A 16,864-nucleotide genomic window follows, 5' to 3' on the forward strand; every position below is an offset into this window, starting at 1 on the left:
ATGACATGACGATTTCGAGCAAGGTGACGGGTATCGGGGCTATTGGTTTGGCCGTTGTTTTCAACCTGCCTTACGGCTACCTGGCCCAGCATTTCGACTATCCGCAAATCTTGCGCCGGCCGTCGGGCGAGATTCTCAGCCGCTTTGCCGAAGGCGGTGACGGGCTTATCTGGGCCTGGTACGTCTTTGGTTTGTCGGCCCTGGCCTTTGTGCCGCTGGCCATGGCGCTGTCGATCACGCCATCGCGGATGCAAAGGGCGCCGGCCCTGGCGATCGGGGCGGCTCTGGCTGGCGCTCTGGCCGGACTGGTCCAGAGCATGGGCCTGCTGCGCTGGGTGTTTGTGGTGCCGGGCCTGGCGCAACACGCTGACAGTGCCGTGGCGCAGGCCCAGTTCGACCTGATGAACGCCTATGCCGGTGTCGAAATCGGCGAGCATATGGGGCAGATCTTCACAGCGCTGTTCGCAGGCCTGGTCGCGGTGATGCAGTTCGGCGAACGCAAGATTGTCAGCGGAGCATTGGGTGGCCTGACGACCGCACTTATGCTGGCGGGCGCCGGCGGCGGGCTGGCCCTGGCGACCGGACATTCGGACGCGATGTTTTCGATGCTGTCGGTCGGCGCTTATCTGGGCCTGACCCTGTGGCTGATCGCGACCGGCGTCGGTCTGGTCAGGGCAAAGGCTGCGGCCCACCAAGGCTGAATCAACAGGCTTGTCAGTATCGGATAGATAAATTAACCATACTTATGCAAAAGCTGCTCCAGTTAGCGGCTACATCAAGTAATTATTAATGGTAATACTACGTAGTACCTAAAATGGAGTTATTTATTTCATAAAATCAATATATTAAATGAATTGGTATGGCCACACTCCTGGGCCTGGCCATACCATTCGCCACTAGGGTGGTTGAAATAATCTTTGCTGTGAATCACCTGTGTCTGTTGATCTATAAGGTTTTTGATCGGGACGCAACGAGCTTTCGGGATCAGAGCCAGGTTTGCTATGGAATGCCGTAGCCATCATCAGTGAGTCGAAAGTCATATTAAAAATTATAGTGCAATACATTCATTGCTGGTTAATCATATATATTTACTACACATCAATGTACAGTAGCGTGAGGTTTACTATGAGCATGTTTTCGCAGCGCACCGGGGCCTGGCTGGCCATCACCGGCGCGCTTTTTTTATTGGCCCCTGCCGCCCATGCCGATGGCGGCCGTGAGATACAGGTCGCGGGACGTACCCTGACCTTCCTGGACGGAGGTCCTACCGGCCGCGTCGTCTTCGCCATCGTCTTTGACGCCTCGAAACCTGCCTCGGTGGCGGAAAAAGACGAGGTCATGGCGGCACTCGGTTCCGGCATGTCGGTCGGGACGGCCACGGTGGTCGGCAAGCCTGTCGAGGACGGCGCCCTGGCCTCGGCCGGCGATGCCCAGGTGTTCTATATGACGCGCGGCGTCAACTACGCGGCAGTCGGCGCGGTGGCCAAGAGCAAGAAGATCCTCAGCATCAGCGCCGACATGGCCTGCGTCAAATCGGGCGCCTGCGTCATGGGCGTTGCCGCCGCCCCCAAGGTTGAAATCCTGGTCAATACGGCGTCCGCCGGTGCCATCGGCGCCAGGTTCAAGGCCGCCTTCAAAATGATGATCAAGGAAATATAGGCCGCGCGCCTTTCAGGAGATGAGTACCATGAGTAAGTTCAAGAGCGTGCGTTCCCTCGCCGCTGCCGTAGCGGTCCTGCCGTTGATCGCCGCCTTTTCCACGCCCTTTACCGCCAACGCGCAATCGATTGACTACGGTTCGCTGGAAAGCCTGTTCGGTGAACCGGTCACGACCTCGGCCACGGGTTCGCCTCAACGCAGCACCGAAGTGCCGGTCGACATGACCATTATCTCGGCCGAGGACATCAAGCGTTCCGGCGCCCACGACCTGCCGACCCTGCTGGGCCGCGTTTCGGGCGTCGATGTGCTCAACTGGGGCAGCCAGTCCTCGGATGTCGGCGTACGTGGCTATGATCAGGCGATGTCGCCACGCCTGCTGGTACTGGTCAATGGCCGACAGGTCTATCTCGACCACTATGGCTACACCGCCTGGTCGACCATTCCCGTCCAGCTGTCGGAAATCCGCCAGATCGAAGTGGTGAAAGGCCCCAATGCCGCCCTGTTCGGCTTCAATGCCGTTTCCGGTGTGGTCAATATCATCACCTACAACCCGAAATACGACACGGTCGGCGCCGATTCCGTCAGCGTCAGTTCCCGCGACGGCCGCGAAATCTCGGTCGTCCACACCCTGCGCCTGTCACCGAAATTCGCCGTCCGCCTGTCGGCCGGCGCGGCGAAGGCCGATGAATGGGACAATTCCGGCGGCCTGACATCAGCCGAATATCGGGAACATCCGTCGCGCAGCAGCGTCAATGCCGACGCCGTCTGGTCGCTGACCGACAAGACCAGCCTGCGCTTCGAGACTTCAATGTCCGAAGCCCAGGAAAGCGACATGGTGTCCAATTACGACCTGTCTGTCAGCAAATACGGCACAACCTCGGCCAAGGTCGACCTGACCTCCGAAACCGCCGCGGGCATCATTACCGCCACGGCCTACCGCAACACCCTGAAATCGCGCAGCACTGTCGGCACCGGTTTCGTCCTGGCCAATACCATCATGGTGGCCAATGTCCAGGACCTGTTCAAGGTTGGCGATCATACCTTCCGGGTTGGGCTTGAGGCGCGCCACAACGAAATGGACACAGCCCCGGTGGCCGGTGGCCAGGTGAGCTACAATGTCGTAGCGCCGTCGGCCATGTGGGCCTGGGCGGTGAATGACTCGGTCAGTACCGATGTGGCCGTCCGGTACGATCGCCTGTCGCTGAAGCGCACGGGCAGTTTCCCGGCGGGTTTCCCCCTGGCGGATAATGCCTACTGGGACAAGGAGATCGGCGAGTGGAGCTACAATATCGGCGCTGTCTGGCGTGTGACGCCGGACGATACGGTGCGCCTGATCGCATCGCGCGGCATTCAGCTGCCGACCCTGGTTGAATTCGGCGGCCTGCAGATGGCGGTTGCGATCATGCCGGGGTTCAATCTCGCCGTCATGGGTAATCCGGATGTCGAAGGCGCCGATGTCGACAATGTCGAAGTGTCTTATGACCATAGCTTCAAGGCGGTTAAACTGGGCGTACGGCTGTTCTCGCAGACGACGACCGACCTGATCGGCCAACCGAGCAGTGCGGACTTCTTCCAGAATCCGACCCTGACCACCTACCCAGCCATCAGCTGGAGCAATGTCGGCGCTTCCGACATGACCGGCTATGAGGTCTCGCTGCAGGGCAAGCTGAACAACGGCTTCCACTGGAGCGCCGACTATACTGGCACCGACGTCACGGACAAGCCGGCGGCGGGAAGCGATCCGGTTGGCCGCCTGACCGCCTACGGTCACACCACGCCCGCCTATCGCGCCAACCTGGCGCTGGGCTGGTCCGGCGGCAAGTGGACGATCGACGGTTTCGTCCATGCCACGGGTGCGTTCGAACTGTACGCTGCGCCGACCTACGCCCTGACCCGCATTCCTGCCTACACCACGCTTGCCGCCAATGTCAGCTATGACTGCGGCCACGGCATGGCGGTATCGGTCAGCGGGCAAAACCTGGCCTCAAGCCACCAGATGCAGACGACGGGCCTCAAGGTGCCCGGCACGGTCTTTGTGAAGCTCAGCAAGTCCTGGTAAACCCCCACGCGGCGCAGGCCAAACCTGCGCCGCGCTTCCGGCCGTTGGTGACATGGTAAACCCTGTCTTAAACACTCTGCGGCCATAGTTATCATCTGAATACGTAGTGAGTACACATCATGTCCGCAGTGCCCATGAAATCCGGCTGGATCCGCCCGTCGAACTGGCCGTTCATCTGGAAGTTCCTGGTCCCGTCCCTGGTCTCGATGGCGCTGATCGCCGCCCTGGCGATTGCGGCTACGCTGGCGCTCAACTCGCAGAGCAAGCGCATGGACACTGTGGTCCACGGCGTCATGGAAAACGCCATGTTCCTCGGCGATGTACGGGCAGAACTGCGCGGTCACGCCCGCGATCTGTACAACGCCCTGGCGGCGCGGGCAGGTGGTGATACCGTCATCGGTAGTGCCGCCAATACGGCCAAGATCGCCGAAGACCTGAAGGTCCTGCAGGACAAGGTCAAGGCGCGCGCCACGACGGCGAGCGATCCCGACGACAAGAAGGCCTATGAGGAACTGAGCAAGGAAATCGACAACCAGAAGGGCGCCATCGAGTTTGTATCGTCGATGCTGGAAATCGATCTCAATGCCGCGATCTCCTTCCTCGGCGCCTACGCTGAATCCGAACATAATACCGACGCCATTGTGGCCAAGGTGCTGGCGCGCACCGACGCCCGCGCCAAGACCCTGGCTGCAGAAAGCGTCAAGGAAGCGCAGCACGAAGTCATGCTGATCGCCGAAATCGCCGTTATTGCCGCGATAGCAGCTGGTGCGCTGGGCATTATTATCGGCCGTTCGACGTCGCGCTCCGTCCGTGCCATTGCCGACGCGACGCGCCGTCTGGCCGCCGCCGACATGACGGTCAAGCCGGAACAACTCGGCCGCCGCGACGAGCTGGGCCAGGTGGTCGAAGCGCTGCAGGTCTTCAAGGACGTCACTCAGGAGAGCCGGCGATTGAATGCCGAACAGGAAGACGCTGCCCAGGCCCGCCTGGAACGGGCGACCGAGATGGAAAAGCTGATCGCCGATTTCAACCGCAGCTTCAGCGGCCTGATCCGCGGCGTCGAAAAGGCATCGAGCCATATGGAACAGAGCGCCTCGATCCTGACCTCGACCTCGGCCGACAATGCTGACCGCGCCAATTCCGCCGTGGCCTCGATCTTCAGCGTGCGCGATTCGATGAGCGCGGTGGCGGCGGCCTCGGAAGAGCTGGGTGCCACGATCTCGGAAGTAGATCGCCAGGCGGCGGCCTCAGCCCAGGTGGCGCGCGACGCCTCTGACCGTGCCGAGCAGACCCAGAACGCAGTGACGCAGTTGTCGGGTGCGGTGGTGCGGATCAACGAAATTGTCGATCTGATCTCGTCGGTCGCCAAGCAGACCAATCTGCTGGCGCTGAACGCGACCATCGAAGCGGCCCGAGCCGGGGATGCGGGCAGGGGCTTTGCGGTTGTGGCCCACGAGGTCAAGAGCCTGGCCGATCAGACGTCCAAGGCGACCGAAGAAATCCGCAACCGTATCGGCGAGGTGCGCAACGCTGCCGACCGGACGACAACGGAAATCGGCCATATCGCCAAGGTCATCGTCCAGATGCACGGGATTTCGGAAAACACCTCGGAATCGGTGCGCCAGCAGGTCCAGGCAACGCGCGAAATCACTGTCAGCCTGAGCTCGGCGGTCGATGGCGCCGGCCAGGCTTCGTCGACGATCGAGCAGTTGAACAAGGCGGCGGAACAGGCAGGCGAGGTGTCGCACGCTGTCACCGAGGCCTCGCACAGCCTGTCGCAACAGGCCGATCAGATGAAGACGGTGGTGGAGACCTTCCTGAAAAAAGCCGCCACGTTGTAATGGGTTTGTGGTTTTTAACCGCAGATTTCGCCGATTAACGCAGATTTTTCAGAGTGTTAATCGGTGATGTTGGCGTCCGTTGGATATCGATCGCATAGCGATCCGTTGGTGCCCGAGTTTGCTTCTACAGAACAGAACTGCCCGCGAAAAATCTGCGTTAATCGGCGAAATCTGCGGTTATACCTTTTACTTTAGCCGGATCGCCGTGCCGTTGAAGCTGCAGGTCGCGCCGTGATAGGCGGCGCAGGTGGGGCTTTCCGATACGGTGAGCTTGTTGCCCGTCTTCTGGATGCGGATGGTGCACATGGCCAGGCCTTCGGGCTGAAGGCTAAATTCCAGTTCGTTGGCGGACAAGGCCTTGGTCGCCACGCCGCCGTCGGCCAGGCCGATATCGCCGGTGCAGCCGTCAGCCTGGGCCTCGATCAGCATGACCTTATGCGCCGCGTCGATCTTGACGATCAGGTCGCCTTCATACTTGCCACGCCAGGTGTCGACGACCGGCGGAGGTGCAGCAGCCACCGGTTCGGCAGGCTTTTCCGGCGCGCGCGAACAGGCGGAGACGGTTAGAAAAAGCAGGGCAAGGACATGGATTTTGGTCATGTTTTCAGCTTCTCCGCCAACAGTCGGGCTTCCGCGGCGCGGCTTGATCCCTGACGCCACACCACGACAATATCACGAAAGGCGTGGTCGGATTCCAGCGGCCGCACGCAGATCTCGCTGTCGCGGATCATACCCGATTCGACGGCCATGGCAGGTAAAAGTGATACACCCAGGCCCGATCCGACCATCTGGACCAGGGTGTTGAGCGAGGTGGCGGCAAAACCGCCGCCATTCTGGCTGTAGGTCGCCAGGGTTTCCGACGTGCCCGTCGGCCCTGTCCAGGTGCAGGCCGCCATGGCGTGGTCGCGCAAACAGTGGCCGTCCTCGAGCAGGATCAGTTCCTCGCCTTTCAAGGCTTCCGGCGCGATACGGTCGAAACGCGCCAGGGGATGATCGAACGGCGTCGCGGCGACGATCTCATCGCGCGCCACGAAGGCGTGGTCGAGGCCGGCCAGGTCGTAGGGCAGGGCGATGACGGCGGCGTCCAATGCGCCGGCTTTCAGAGAGGCGATCAGGCGTGCTGTCTGGTCCTCGCGCAGGAACAGCTTCAGCTCGGGAAACTCCCGGCGCAGTTTCAGCAGGGCCCTGGGCAGCAGGAAGGGGGCGATGGTCGGAATGACACCCAGGCGGAAGCGCCCGGTCAGGGGACGATCGGCGCCGCGGGCGGCTTCGACCAGGTCTTCGGTGCGGGCCAGTATGTCTTCCGAGCGCTTCAGCGTTTCCTCGCCGACGGCCGTCAGAATGACCTGGCCGCGCGACCGGTCGACCAGGCGGGCGCCGAGGATTTTTTCCAGTTCGGCGATACCCGACGACAGGGCCGGTTGTGAAACAAAGGCTGCTTCCGCAGCGGCGACGAAGCTTTTGTGTTCGTTGAGCAGTTTGAGATATTGCAACTGGCGCAGGGTAGGCAGCACGGTGCGACTCCATAAGTTCCGCCTCTATATAGCCCCACCTTCAATAACTTCAAGTTATACTAAATTCAAAAACATTTAATTGGATTTTTACACGTCCGGGGCGTAAACCGGCGGCATCGGCAAAGCAGCCGAACGACTTAAACCAAGGAGAATGACTATGATCGGTGTTGGCGAAACCCTCCCGGACTTCAAGATTGTCGGCGTGAAGCCAGGCTTTAACAGCCACGAAGAAGGCGGCGTCTCGGCATTTGAAGGCCTCGACCAGTCGAGCTTCCCCGGCAAGTGGAAGGTCATCTTCTTCTACCCGAAGGATTTCACCTTTGTCTGCCCGACCGAAATCTCGGCCTATGCCGCCCTGGCGCGCGACTTCGAAGACCGTGACGCGGTTGTGCTCGGTGGTTCGACCGACAACGAGTTCTGCAAGCTGGCATGGCGCCGTGACCATGCCGACCTGAACAAGCTGCCGCAGTGGTCGTTCGCCGACAATGGTGGCGTGTTTGCCCGCTCGCTGGGTGTGCTCGACACCAACGCCCACGTCGCCCTGCGCGCCACCTTCATCGTCGATCCGGACAATGTGGTTCAGCACGTCACCGTCAATGGCCTGAATGTCGGCCGCTCGCCGCAGGAAACCCTGCGCGTCCTCGATGGCCTGCAAACCGACGAACTGTGCGCCTGCAACCGTCCTCTGGGTGGCGCTACGTTGTAGCTTTAATAGAGCTCTCCGTTTAGCGGAGTATTTGGAGAAGGCGGCGCGGGTATTCCTCCCCGACCTGCGCCGCCTTTTTCATGCATAAAAGGAAAAGACTATGTCCATCGACACCCTGCGCGACCTGATCCCGGCCTATGCCAAGGACCTGTCGCTGAACCTGTCCACCCTGGTCAACGAAACCACGCTGAGCGATCAGCAAAAGTGGGGCACGCTGGTCGCCACCGCCTACGCCGTCGGCATTCCCGAAGTGGTGCAGAACCTGGAAGCCGCCGCGTCGTCTCTGACGCCGGAAGCCCTGACCGCCGCTAAGGCTGCCGCCGCCATCATGGGCATGAACAATGTCTATTATCGCGCCCTGCATCTGATGCATAACAAGGAGTATGAGACCCTGCGCGCCGGCCTGCGGATGAACATCCTGGCCAATCCGGGCGTCGACAAGGTCGATTTCGAGTTGTGGTCGCTGGCGGTATCGGCCGTGAACGGCTGCGGCCTGTGCCTCGACAGCCACGAAAAGGTCCTGCGCTCGCACAATGTCACCAATGTGCAGGTTCAGGCGGCCCTGCGTATCGCGGCAACCGTCAACGCGATCTCGGCGGTCATCCGCGGTGAAAAGGCGAGCAAAGCCTGAAGCCGTACGATCGAAGTTGCGCAGGCCTATTCACTCGGCGACGACACCGTGTATCCATGTGCCCGTAACCGTTCCAAGGCGCCACCCTGACGTAGCAACACAGCCAGCGGCACGACCACCAGGGTCTTGCCGGGTGTCTTCAACGCTGTCTCTACCGCCGTTACCGTGTCGTTGACACTGCGCTCGGCCAGGGCCGCGCCCTTGCCCGAACCGTTCAGGCATTTGACCAGGGCGGACCCCTGATAATTGGCGCGAACGCCTGCCAGATCACCCACCGCCCACGCCGTGGCCGCCCGGGCTGCCCGGTCGATATCGAAGTCGATGTCGTCCAGGGTATAGCCGAGACAGGTCTGTGCCGCCTTATCGCTCATTGCGTTGACGTCCTTGATAATCCGTCCCATGTCGTAGCGGCCGGCTGCCCGTATCGGCACGCCGGCGCGTCGCGCCAGGCGTTTGACGGTGTCGACCGGTTCATCGTCGCTCAGTCCACGCTTTTGCAGAACTTCACGACGCAGTCGCACGCCGGCCCAGACCGGCTTGTCATGCTCGAAATCCTTTACCGACACACCGGCGCGGGCAGCAGCGGCTATGTAGCGCTGGTAAAGGGCCGGTGGCACAACAGCCTTCAGGGTCTTGCCGCCGGCCAAGCCCTTGCGCATCACCAGGCTGGCGGTATCGCCGGCGCCCATCTGGCTGGCGGCCGGGGTGATCAGCGCGCGTGCGCCGTGCAAGGCATTTTCGGTCCGCTTGGTGTTCCAGGCCTGGCGCTTCGGGAAGACGGGGAGGGTGCCCAGTATGACCACCTGGGACTGGCCCTTTTCAATGCGCCACATGGCAGGGCCCGGCGGCAGGCGTCCCTTGACCACCACCTCGGTCCAGTCTTCAGCCTGGGCAGACGCAGCTATTGGGTTGCAGACCAGAAGGCCGATGGCAAGGACAACAGCGAGCCGGGCGAATAAGCCACGCATCATGAAACGTCTCACAGGGAGGGACGCTCAGGCTTACAGATGCTCCGTGACAGTTATTTTACAGCGGCCGCTACGGCGTCACGAGTGTCGATGGCGGAAAAGGTCAGGGGCGCACCCCAGAAGGCCTCGATCAGCGCCGATTGCGATTTCGGGGCGCCGGTGGTGAGAAACACCCGTCCACCAGACATGCCGACGTCATAGTCCGTATGACGCTCGACATAGTCGCCCAGGGCCTTGGCGACGGCTGCCGGCTGATGGATGATCGGCGTGCCGGCCGGCAGGTGCTCGCGAAACAGGTCGGCGACCAGTTCATAATGGGTGCAGCCCAGTATAGCGCGGTCGGGATAGCGACCGATGCGCGTCTTCAGGGCCTCGACATGACCCTTGATCTTGGCCGACAGGGTATCGCGGTCGGCGCCCTGCTCGATCATGTCGGCCAGGCCCGAACAGGCTTCGGTGAAGACGGCCAGATCCTGGCGGCGCTTGTCGATTTCGATCTCGTAGACGCGTGAACGCGCCGTCGCCGCCGTCGAAAATATGCCGATGACGTCGAGCTTCTCGATCTTCGGCCCACGGCGCTCGGCCTCGTGCTCCCACGGCAGGCCGGTCGCCGCCTCGATGGTCGGCACAATAATGCCCAGGACATTGACCGGACGCTTGTAGGTCTTGCGGAACCCGGCCAGCCAGGTCGATTGCAGGCGGCGCAGGGCGACGGCGGAGGCGGTGTTGCAAGCCAGGACGACCAGGGATGCACCGGCTTCGAACAGGGCTTCGCAGCCAGCCCGGGTCAAATCGACAATTTCTTCGCCCGGACGGTCGCCATAGGGGGTGTTCTTCTGGTCGGCGAGATAGATGAAATCGGCGGATGGCAGGCGGTTGACGAGCGCATGATGGATACTGAGACCGCCGACACCCGAATCGAAAACGCCGATGGCCATGAAACTGAGTTCCCTGCTACGAAAGCTTTTAAAGTTGCGAAAGTTACGAAAACTTAATTTGGCCGCTTTGAAAGCGACTTATAGTGTTCCGCAATTACGCCTTTTGCCACCGCCCGTAAACGGGTGAGTGGTGACGGTGGCAACAATTTTCGCGCTCGCGAGCGCCGGAGTTTTCTATGTCCGAATCCACATCTCGTCGTACAGTCCTGGGCCTGATGACCGGGACGGCGATCGCCGCCGTGAGTGTTCCCGCCATGGTCTTTGCGCAATCCCCTGTGAAAGGCGACTACATGATCAAGCCATGGACCGGCCCCTATGGCGGCGTACCGCCTTTCGACAAGGTGAAGATCGAGGATTTCGAGCCCGCCCAGATGGCGGCCATGGACGCGCAGCGCGCCGAGATCAAGGCCATCACCACCAAGCGGTCGGCGCCGACCTTTGCCTCGATCAGCGAAGCCTATGAATATTCCGGGCGCGAATATGACCGGTTCAGCTCGATCTATGGTGTGTGGGATTCCAATCTGTCGAACGAAGCCTTCCAGGCTGTGTCGGGTAAGCTGTCGCCGATGCAGGCGGCCTTCGGCGATGAGATCAAGCAGAATCCCGATCTCTTCCAGCGCATTGAGACCGTCTATAACAACCGCGCCCAGTTCAACCTCAATCCGCAACAGGACCGCCTGTTGTGGAAGCAGTACCGGTCCTTTGTCCGTGCAGGCGCCAAGCTGAACGCCGAGCAAAAGGCGCGCGTCGCCGAGATCAATCAGCAACTGGCCACCCTGTTCGATACCTTCTCGAAGAATCTCAAGCACGACGAGGCGCAGGCGACCATTATCGGCAAGGACGATCTGGCCGGCCTGCCCGACAACTTCGTCACCGCCCTGGCCGCCAAGGCGACCAGCCTGGGCCGTGATGGCGAATATGCCGTCCAGAACACGCGTTCGGCGATGGAACCGTTCCTGACCTACTCGACCAACCGGCCGCTGCGCGAAAAGATCTGGACTGCCTATATCATGCGCGGCGACAATAACGACGCCTGGGACACCAAGCAGATCGGCGCGCAGATCCTGAAGCTGCGGGCCGAGCGCGCCCTGCTGTACGGCTATCCGACCCATGCCCACTGGCGCCTCGAAGTTGCCATGGCCAAGACGCCGGAAAACGCCATGTCGCTGATGGAGGCTGTGTGGGGACCGGCGGTGCAGCGCGTCCACGAAGAAGTGGCCGACATGCAGAAGATTGCGGATGGCGAGGGCGCCGGAATAGTGATCGCACCTTGGGACTATCGCTACTATGCCGAAAAGGTGCGCAAGGCGCGTTACGACCTCGACGAGTCGGAGATCAAGCCGTACCTGCAGCTCGACAATATCCAGGCGGCGATGTTCTATTGCGCCAACAAGATGTACGGCTTCTCGTTCGAACAGGTCAACGATGTGCCGGTCTTCCATCCCGACGTATCGACCTACAAGGTTATGCGCGCCGGCAAGCAGGTCGGCGTGTGGTACTACGACCCCTATGCCCGTGAAGGCAAGTCGTCGGGCGCCTGGGAGACCGAATATCAGTCGCAGGCCCGGTTCGGTGGCGATCGCCTATGCATCGTTTCCAACAACTGCAACTTCATCAAGGCGCAGCCGGGGCAGCCGATCCTGATTTCGTGGGATGACGCCACGACCATGTTCCACGAATTCGGCCATGCGATTCATGCCCTGTCGTCGAACGCCTGGTATGCGTCTCAGGCCGGGACCAATACGGCGCGCGATTTCGTCGAATTCCCGTCGCAGCTCAACGAACACTGGCTGCCGGTGCCGGAAGTGCTGGCCAAGTTCGCCATCCACCATGAGACGGGCCAGTCCATGCCGCAGGCCTTGCAAGACAAGCTGAACGCGGCGTCCAAGTTCAACCAGGGCTTTGACACGGTCGAATACCTGGCCTGCGCCCTGATCGACATGAAGTATCACCTGGCGGGTAATGTCGATGTCGATATCGCGCAGTTCGAAAAGGAGGAACTGGCCAAGCTGGGTATGCCGAAGGAGATCGTCATGCGTCATCGTCCGACGCAGTTTGCCCATATCTTCTCCGGCGACGGCTACAGCGCCGGCTATTACAGCTATCTGTGGTCGGATGCCCTGGTCGCCGATGCCCACGAAAAGTTTGTGTCGGAAGGCGGGCCCTTCGGTCCGGTGGCCCAGCAGTATTTCGACAAGATCATCAGCGTCGGCGATACCATCCCGCAGGACGAGGCCTTCCGCAACTTCATGGGCCGTGACGTCAATCGCGATGCCCTGATGCGCCAGCGCGGCTTTGCCTGAGCCGCGCGCAGCGCATTCCATCATGGCCGTTACCGTTCGAGCGCATGCTGATCAACGCGCTCGAACGTTCGTGCTTTTCTGCTTTTAGTGCTTTTCGTGATCCAAGATTCCACTATCAGTGACGTGAGAACTTCGGCAAAGCGAAAGAGATTTCTGGTCGCGCAACGCAGTGACGGCACGTCTTCGACCGTGGAATTTTGGATCACGAAAAGCACTAAAAGCAGAAAAGCACGAATGGGCGCCTGCTGAACATGTGGCGCGAAGTGGTGTACCTTTTGTCTTGTGGCCGCGGAAATTAATGCCCTTCGGGCGAGAAGTCAGTTCGGCGCATGCCGACTGTATTATTTTTACTGAAAATCCTACAATTACCGGGATTTTCCTCTATATAGCCCAGTTATGAGCCGTCCGTTTCTCAAGATGAACGGGCTCGGCAATGACTTTATCGTCGTCGATGCCCGTGACCGTGATTTCAAGCCCGCACCGGACCAGATCCGCGCGTGGAGCGACCGCGCGTCCGGCATAGGCTTCGACCAGCTGATCAGTATCGAAGGCTCGAACGACGGCGACGCCTTTATGCGGGTATGGAACAGCGACGGTGGTGGGGTCGAAACCTGCGGCAATGCGCTGCGCTGCGTCGCCTGGTATCTCAACCAGGACGCCGCCGACAAGACCCTGAAGATCGATACCCTGGGCGGCTTGACGCGGGCACGGGTGCTGCGCGCCGACGCGAAGACCGGGACGGCCAGCGTCGATATGGGCAAGCCCGGTCTCGACTGGCGCGATATTCCGTTGTCGGAAGAGATGAATACCGCCAGGCTGGAACTGAAGATCGGGCCCTATGATGCGCCGCTGTATCACACGCCGGGCGCCGTCAATATGGGCAACCCGCACTGCGTCTTCTTTGTCGACGATATAGCAACCGTCGACGTCAAGGGCGCCGGCAGCCTGATCGAGCACCATCCCCTGTTCCCTGAAAGCGTCAATGTCGAGTTCGCCCAGATCCTCGACAAGGACAACATCCGCATGCGCGTCTGGGAACGTGGCGCCGGCATTACCCGGGCCTGCGGCACCGGCGCCTGCGCCACCCTGGTGGCCGCATCGCGCCGTGGCCTGACAGGACGCGCGGCGACAGTCCACATGGACGGCGGACCGCTGCATATTGCCTGGGCGGAAAACGATCATGTCATCATGACCGGCCCGGTCGAGGTTGAATTCGCCGGTGAACTGCCCGGAGTGTTGGTGTGAGCGTTGATGTCGTCACCTTCGGCTGCCGCCTGAACAGTTATGAGAGCGAGGTCATCCGCAAGACCGCCGCCGATGACGGGCTCAGCGACGCCATCATTTTCAACACCTGCGCCGTGACGGGCGAGGCGGTGCGCCAGGCGCGCCAGGCCATTCGTCGCGCGCGCAAGGAAAATCCGGACAAGCGACTGATCGTCACCGGCTGCGCCGCCCAGACCGACCCCGACACCTTCGCCGCCATGACAGAGGTCGATTTCATCATCGGCAATGCCGACAAGCAGAAGGCCGGCGCCTATCGCCTGACGCCCGACAGCCCCCGCGTCGTGGTCAATGATGTGTTCAGCGTGCGCGAAACGGCCGGTCACCTGATCGACGGCCTGAAGGACCGGGCGCGCGCCTTTGTCGAGGTGCAGAATGGCTGCGACCATCGCTGTACCTTCTGCATCATCCCCTACGGGCGCGGCAATTCGCGCTCGGCCGCCGCGGGTGATGTGGTGGCCCAGACCCAGCGCCTGGTCGCGGAAGGCTATAACGAGATCGTCCTGACCGGCGTCGACCTGACGTCCTGGGGCACGGACCTGCCCGGCACGCCGCAACTGGGCAACCTGGTCACCCGTATCCTCAAGCTGGTGCCGGACCTGAAGCGCCTGCGCCTGTCGTCGATCGACGCCGCCGAAATCGACGATGTCCTGCTGCGCGCCTTTGCCGAGGAAGAGCGCCTGGCGCCTTATCTGCACCTCAGTCTTCAGCATGGCGACGATTTGATCCTGAAGCGGATGAAGCGCCGCCACCTGCGCGCCGACGCCGTCAGGCTGGTCGAGACCGTACGGACGATCCGCCCGGACATCGCGTTCGGCGCCGATATGATCGCCGGCTTTCCGACGGAAACCGAAGAGCATTTCGACAATGCCGTGTCGCTGGTCGATGCTTGCGACCTGTCCTTCGTCCACGTCTTCCCCTACAGCCCACGTCCGCAAACGCCGGCGGCCAAGATGCCGCAACTGCCACGCACAGTGATCAAGGAGCGCGCCGCCCGCCTGCGCGCCAAGGCGGCCGATGCCCTGCTGCGCCATCTCGACCGCCAGGTCGGTCGGACGCTGAGCTGTGTCGTCGAGAAGCCCGGCTTCGCCCGCGCCGCCGACTTTACCGAGGTCGTCTTCACCGGGGACGCCGCGGTTGGCGGCATCAGCGACATCCAAATCACCGGTCACGACGGTAAACACGTCACGGGTTATGTCGCGGGTTATGACTCTGGCCACCTTGCTATTGCGCCGCAAACCGCGTTACAGCCCGCCTCATGAGTGAAACTCCGAAAAAAGGCTGGTTTCAGCGCCTGACAGACGGTTTGTCGCGGACGTCGCAGAACCTGACGGAACAGGTGGCGCAGGTCTTCGGTCAGAAGGAGGCGCTGGACGATGCGGCGCTGGAGGAACTGGAGGACCTGCTGATCGAAAGCGATCTGGGTCCGCAGATCTCGGCCACCATCGCCGCCAAGATGGCGGCGGCGCGGTTCAATTCGGCCAAGGACCCGAAGGCGGTACGCGAGGCCCTGGCCTCCGCCCTGGCCGACGAACTGGTCAATCACGAAGGCACTTTCGAACCGCTGGGCGGACCCAAGCCCTATATCGTCCTGTTTGTCGGGGTGAATGGCTCGGGCAAGACGACGACGCTCGGCAAGATCGCCGCCTCCCTGACCGCCAGGGGTGCGCGTGTGCTGATCGTCGCCGGCGATACCTTCCGGGCGGCCGCGGTCGAGCAACTGAAGATCTGGGCCGAGCGCGCCAAGGCGGATTTCATGGGCCGCAAGACGGGCGCCGATGCGGCGGGCCTGGCTTTCGATTCGGTGACCAAGGCCAGGGAAGAGGGCTATGACGTCGTCCTGATCGATACGGCCGGCCGTTTGCAGAACAAACAGGCGCTTATGGACGAACTGCTGAAGATCGTCCGTGTCATCAAGCGTATCGATCCGGACGCCCCACATGAGACCCTGCTGGTATTGGATGCCACGGTTGGGCGCAATGCGCTGAGCCAGGAACAGATCTTCGGGCGCCAGGCTTTTGTCTCGGGCCTGGTCATGACCAAGCTTGACGGGACGGCGCGCGGTGGCATCCTGATCCCGATCGCCAAGGCCTCCGACGCGCCCATCAAGCTGATCGGTGTCGGCGAGGACATCGAAGACCTGCATGCCTTCAAGGCACGCGATTTTGCCCGCTCCATGGTGGGACTGGAACCCGAAGCATGACAGACGACAAGCTGCCGCCGGATAACGTGCCAGACACCGTACCGGACAATGTACCGGAGACGGTCATTACGACGGCGATTGAGGCTGACCCCGATGCGGGTTTTGCACCCGGCGAGGTCAAGCAGAATTACGTCAAGATGGTCATCGATTTCGGCGCACCGATCGCCTTCGGCCTGACCTATCTGGCATGTATCAAGCTCTACAAATTTGCCGACCACAACATGCCGTTGCTGATCGCCACGGGGGTTCTGGTCGCGGCATCGGCGCTGGCACTGCTGGCGGGTCTTATCTTTGAAAAGCGCGTCGCGTGGATGCCGCTGATCATCGGCCTGTTCGCCCTGCTGTTCGGCGGCCTGACCCTCTATACCCACGATACGCGCTTCATCAAGATGAAGCTGACCTTCCTCAACCTGGCCTTCGGCATTGCCTTGCTGGGCGGCCTGGTCCTGAAGAAACAGCCCCTGAAAGCCCTGCTGGGCGACGCTCTGCCGCTGAAAGAAAAGGCGTGGCCGACACTGACCTTCTTTTACGGCCTGTTCTTCCTGGCGGTCGGCGTGACCAATGAGATCATCTGGCGGACCCAGCCGGAAGGTTTCTGGGTGGCGTTCAAATCGTCGCTGTTCGTTGTCACCCTGGCCTTTTCGCTTCTGCTGACACCATTCCTGATGAAGAACATGAACCTGCCGGTCAAGGACAAGGCGGCGCCGTAATCCTCCGCATACGGAAGGTTGTCGCAAATCTGCCATATAGTCGTGGCATAT

The 16,864-nt window shown here is 61.3% G+C and carries 15 protein-coding genes; 11 read left to right on the forward strand and 4 right to left on the reverse strand.

The window, feature by feature from the left end; all coding sequences use genetic code 11:
* The first annotated feature begins 5 nt into the window (after positions 1-5).
* The 4 genes from AC1DXO_RS05395 to AC1DXO_RS05410 all read left to right on the forward strand — a co-directional run bounded on the left by AC1DXO_RS05395 (position 6) and on the right by AC1DXO_RS05410 (position 5,559).
* Positions 6-701 (forward strand): DUF4386 family protein, encoded by a 696-nt coding sequence (locus AC1DXO_RS05395; protein ID WP_476977071.1) that lies wholly within the window; start codon positions 6-8, stop codon positions 699-701.
* A 424-nt stretch (positions 702-1,125) separates the two neighbouring features.
* Entirely contained in the window at positions 1,126-1,659 is a 534-nt protein-coding gene (locus AC1DXO_RS05400) for a hypothetical protein (protein ID WP_476977072.1), read from the forward strand.
* Positions 1,660-1,687: 28 nt separating this feature from the next.
* Positions 1,688-3,718: a TonB-dependent receptor plug domain-containing protein gene (locus tag AC1DXO_RS05405; protein WP_476977073.1), complete on the forward strand. Its 2,031-nt coding sequence runs from the start codon at positions 1,688-1,690 to the stop codon at positions 3,716-3,718.
* 119 nt (positions 3,719-3,837) lie between these two features.
* Complete coding sequence (locus AC1DXO_RS05410) at positions 3,838-5,559, forward strand: methyl-accepting chemotaxis protein (RefSeq protein WP_476977074.1); 1,722 nt, start codon at positions 3,838-3,840, stop codon at positions 5,557-5,559.
* A 186-nt stretch (positions 5,560-5,745) separates the two neighbouring features.
* On the opposite strand, the gene AC1DXO_RS05415 is transcribed toward AC1DXO_RS05410, so the two are convergent.
* Together AC1DXO_RS05415 and AC1DXO_RS05420 are read right to left on the reverse strand one after the other, a co-directional pair.
* Entirely contained in the window at positions 5,746-6,159 is a 414-nt protein-coding gene (locus tag AC1DXO_RS05415) for a hypothetical protein (protein ID WP_476977075.1), read from the reverse strand.
* Entirely contained in the window at positions 6,156-7,073 is a 918-nt protein-coding gene (locus AC1DXO_RS05420; protein WP_476977076.1) for a hydrogen peroxide-inducible genes activator, read from the reverse strand. Before AC1DXO_RS05420 ends, AC1DXO_RS05415 begins: the two co-directional genes overlap by 4 nt.
* 157 nt (positions 7,074-7,230) lie before the next feature.
* Here AC1DXO_RS05420 and AC1DXO_RS05425 point away from each other — a divergent pair, with 157 nt between their 5' ends.
* Both AC1DXO_RS05425 and ahpD read left to right on the forward strand, forming a co-directional pair.
* Positions 7,231-7,779 carry a peroxiredoxin gene (locus tag AC1DXO_RS05425; protein WP_476977077.1) on the forward strand — a complete coding sequence of 183 codons (549 nt, stop codon included), beginning with the start codon at positions 7,231-7,233 and terminating at the stop codon, positions 7,777-7,779.
* A gap of 100 nt (positions 7,780-7,879) precedes the next feature.
* Positions 7,880-8,410 (forward strand): alkylhydroperoxidase, AhpD family, encoded by a 531-nt coding sequence (gene ahpD / locus AC1DXO_RS05430; RefSeq protein WP_476977078.1) that lies wholly within the window; start codon positions 7,880-7,882, stop codon positions 8,408-8,410.
* 26 nt (positions 8,411-8,436) lie between these two features.
* Here the strand turns inward: ahpD and AC1DXO_RS05435 are convergent, their stop codons facing one another.
* Together AC1DXO_RS05435 and AC1DXO_RS05440 are read right to left on the reverse strand one after the other, a co-directional pair.
* A complete protein-coding gene (locus AC1DXO_RS05435; RefSeq protein WP_476977079.1) occupies positions 8,437-9,381 on the reverse strand; it encodes a TraB/GumN family protein in 945 nt (314 codons plus the stop codon).
* A gap of 50 nt (positions 9,382-9,431) precedes the next feature.
* Positions 9,432-10,316 (reverse strand): glutamate racemase, encoded by an 885-nt coding sequence (locus AC1DXO_RS05440; protein WP_476977080.1) that lies wholly within the window; start codon positions 10,314-10,316, stop codon positions 9,432-9,434.
* 176 nt (positions 10,317-10,492) lie between these two features.
* Between AC1DXO_RS05440 and AC1DXO_RS05445 the strand changes: the two genes are divergently transcribed.
* From AC1DXO_RS05445 to AC1DXO_RS05465, 5 genes are all read left to right on the forward strand, one after another.
* Entirely contained in the window at positions 10,493-12,619 is a 2,127-nt protein-coding gene (locus tag AC1DXO_RS05445) for a M3 family metallopeptidase (RefSeq protein ID WP_476977081.1), read from the forward strand.
* A 396-nt stretch (positions 12,620-13,015) separates the two neighbouring features.
* Entirely contained in the window at positions 13,016-13,864 is an 849-nt protein-coding gene (gene dapF / locus AC1DXO_RS05450; protein ID WP_476977082.1) for a diaminopimelate epimerase, read from the forward strand.
* Complete coding sequence (mtaB, locus tag AC1DXO_RS05455) at positions 13,861-15,162, forward strand: tRNA (N(6)-L-threonylcarbamoyladenosine(37)-C(2))-methylthiotransferase MtaB (RefSeq protein WP_476977083.1); 1,302 nt, start codon at positions 13,861-13,863, stop codon at positions 15,160-15,162. The genes dapF and mtaB overlap by 4 nt, the downstream gene beginning before the upstream one ends.
* Complete coding sequence (ftsY, locus tag AC1DXO_RS05460; RefSeq protein WP_476977084.1) at positions 15,159-16,103, forward strand: signal recognition particle-docking protein FtsY; 945 nt, start codon at positions 15,159-15,161, stop codon at positions 16,101-16,103. The genes mtaB and ftsY overlap by 4 nt, the downstream gene beginning before the upstream one ends.
* Positions 16,100-16,813: an inner membrane-spanning protein YciB gene (locus AC1DXO_RS05465; RefSeq protein ID WP_476977085.1), complete on the forward strand. Its 714-nt coding sequence runs from the start codon at positions 16,100-16,102 to the stop codon at positions 16,811-16,813. The genes ftsY and AC1DXO_RS05465 overlap by 4 nt, the downstream gene beginning before the upstream one ends.
* Positions 16,814-16,864: the final 51 nt, after the last annotated feature.

This window comes from Asticcacaulis sp. P2_C5 (assembly GCF_056404555.1).

Bases quoted from the DNA above. Each gene is read 5' to 3' on its own strand.
- AC1DXO_RS05395 (WP_476977071.1), top strand. From the start codon at position 6: ATGACGATTTCGAGCAAGGTGACGGGTATCGGGGCTATTGGTTTGGCC.
- AC1DXO_RS05400 (WP_476977072.1), top strand. From the start codon at position 1,126: ATGAGCATGTTTTCGCAGCGCACCGGGGCCTGGCTGGCCATCACCGGC.
- AC1DXO_RS05405 (WP_476977073.1), top strand. From the start codon at position 1,688: ATGAGTAAGTTCAAGAGCGTGCGTTCCCTCGCCGCTGCCGTAGCGGTC.
- AC1DXO_RS05410 (WP_476977074.1), top strand. From the start codon at position 3,838: ATGTCCGCAGTGCCCATGAAATCCGGCTGGATCCGCCCGTCGAACTGG.
- AC1DXO_RS05415 (WP_476977075.1), bottom strand. From the start codon at position 6,159: ATGACCAAAATCCATGTCCTTGCCCTGCTTTTTCTAACCGTCTCCGCC.
- AC1DXO_RS05425 (WP_476977077.1), top strand. From the start codon at position 7,231: ATGATCGGTGTTGGCGAAACCCTCCCGGACTTCAAGATTGTCGGCGTG.
- ahpD (WP_476977078.1), top strand. From the start codon at position 7,880: ATGTCCATCGACACCCTGCGCGACCTGATCCCGGCCTATGCCAAGGAC.
- AC1DXO_RS05435 (WP_476977079.1), bottom strand. From the start codon at position 9,381: ATGATGCGTGGCTTATTCGCCCGGCTCGCTGTTGTCCTTGCCATCGGC.
- AC1DXO_RS05440 (WP_476977080.1), bottom strand. From the start codon at position 10,316: ATGGCCATCGGCGTTTTCGATTCGGGTGTCGGCGGTCTCAGTATCCAT.
- AC1DXO_RS05445 (WP_476977081.1), top strand. From the start codon at position 10,493: ATGTCCGAATCCACATCTCGTCGTACAGTCCTGGGCCTGATGACCGGG.
- dapF (WP_476977082.1), top strand. From the start codon at position 13,016: ATGAGCCGTCCGTTTCTCAAGATGAACGGGCTCGGCAATGACTTTATC.
- ftsY (WP_476977084.1), top strand. From the start codon at position 15,159: ATGAGTGAAACTCCGAAAAAAGGCTGGTTTCAGCGCCTGACAGACGGT.
- AC1DXO_RS05465 (WP_476977085.1), top strand. From the start codon at position 16,100: ATGACAGACGACAAGCTGCCGCCGGATAACGTGCCAGACACCGTACCG.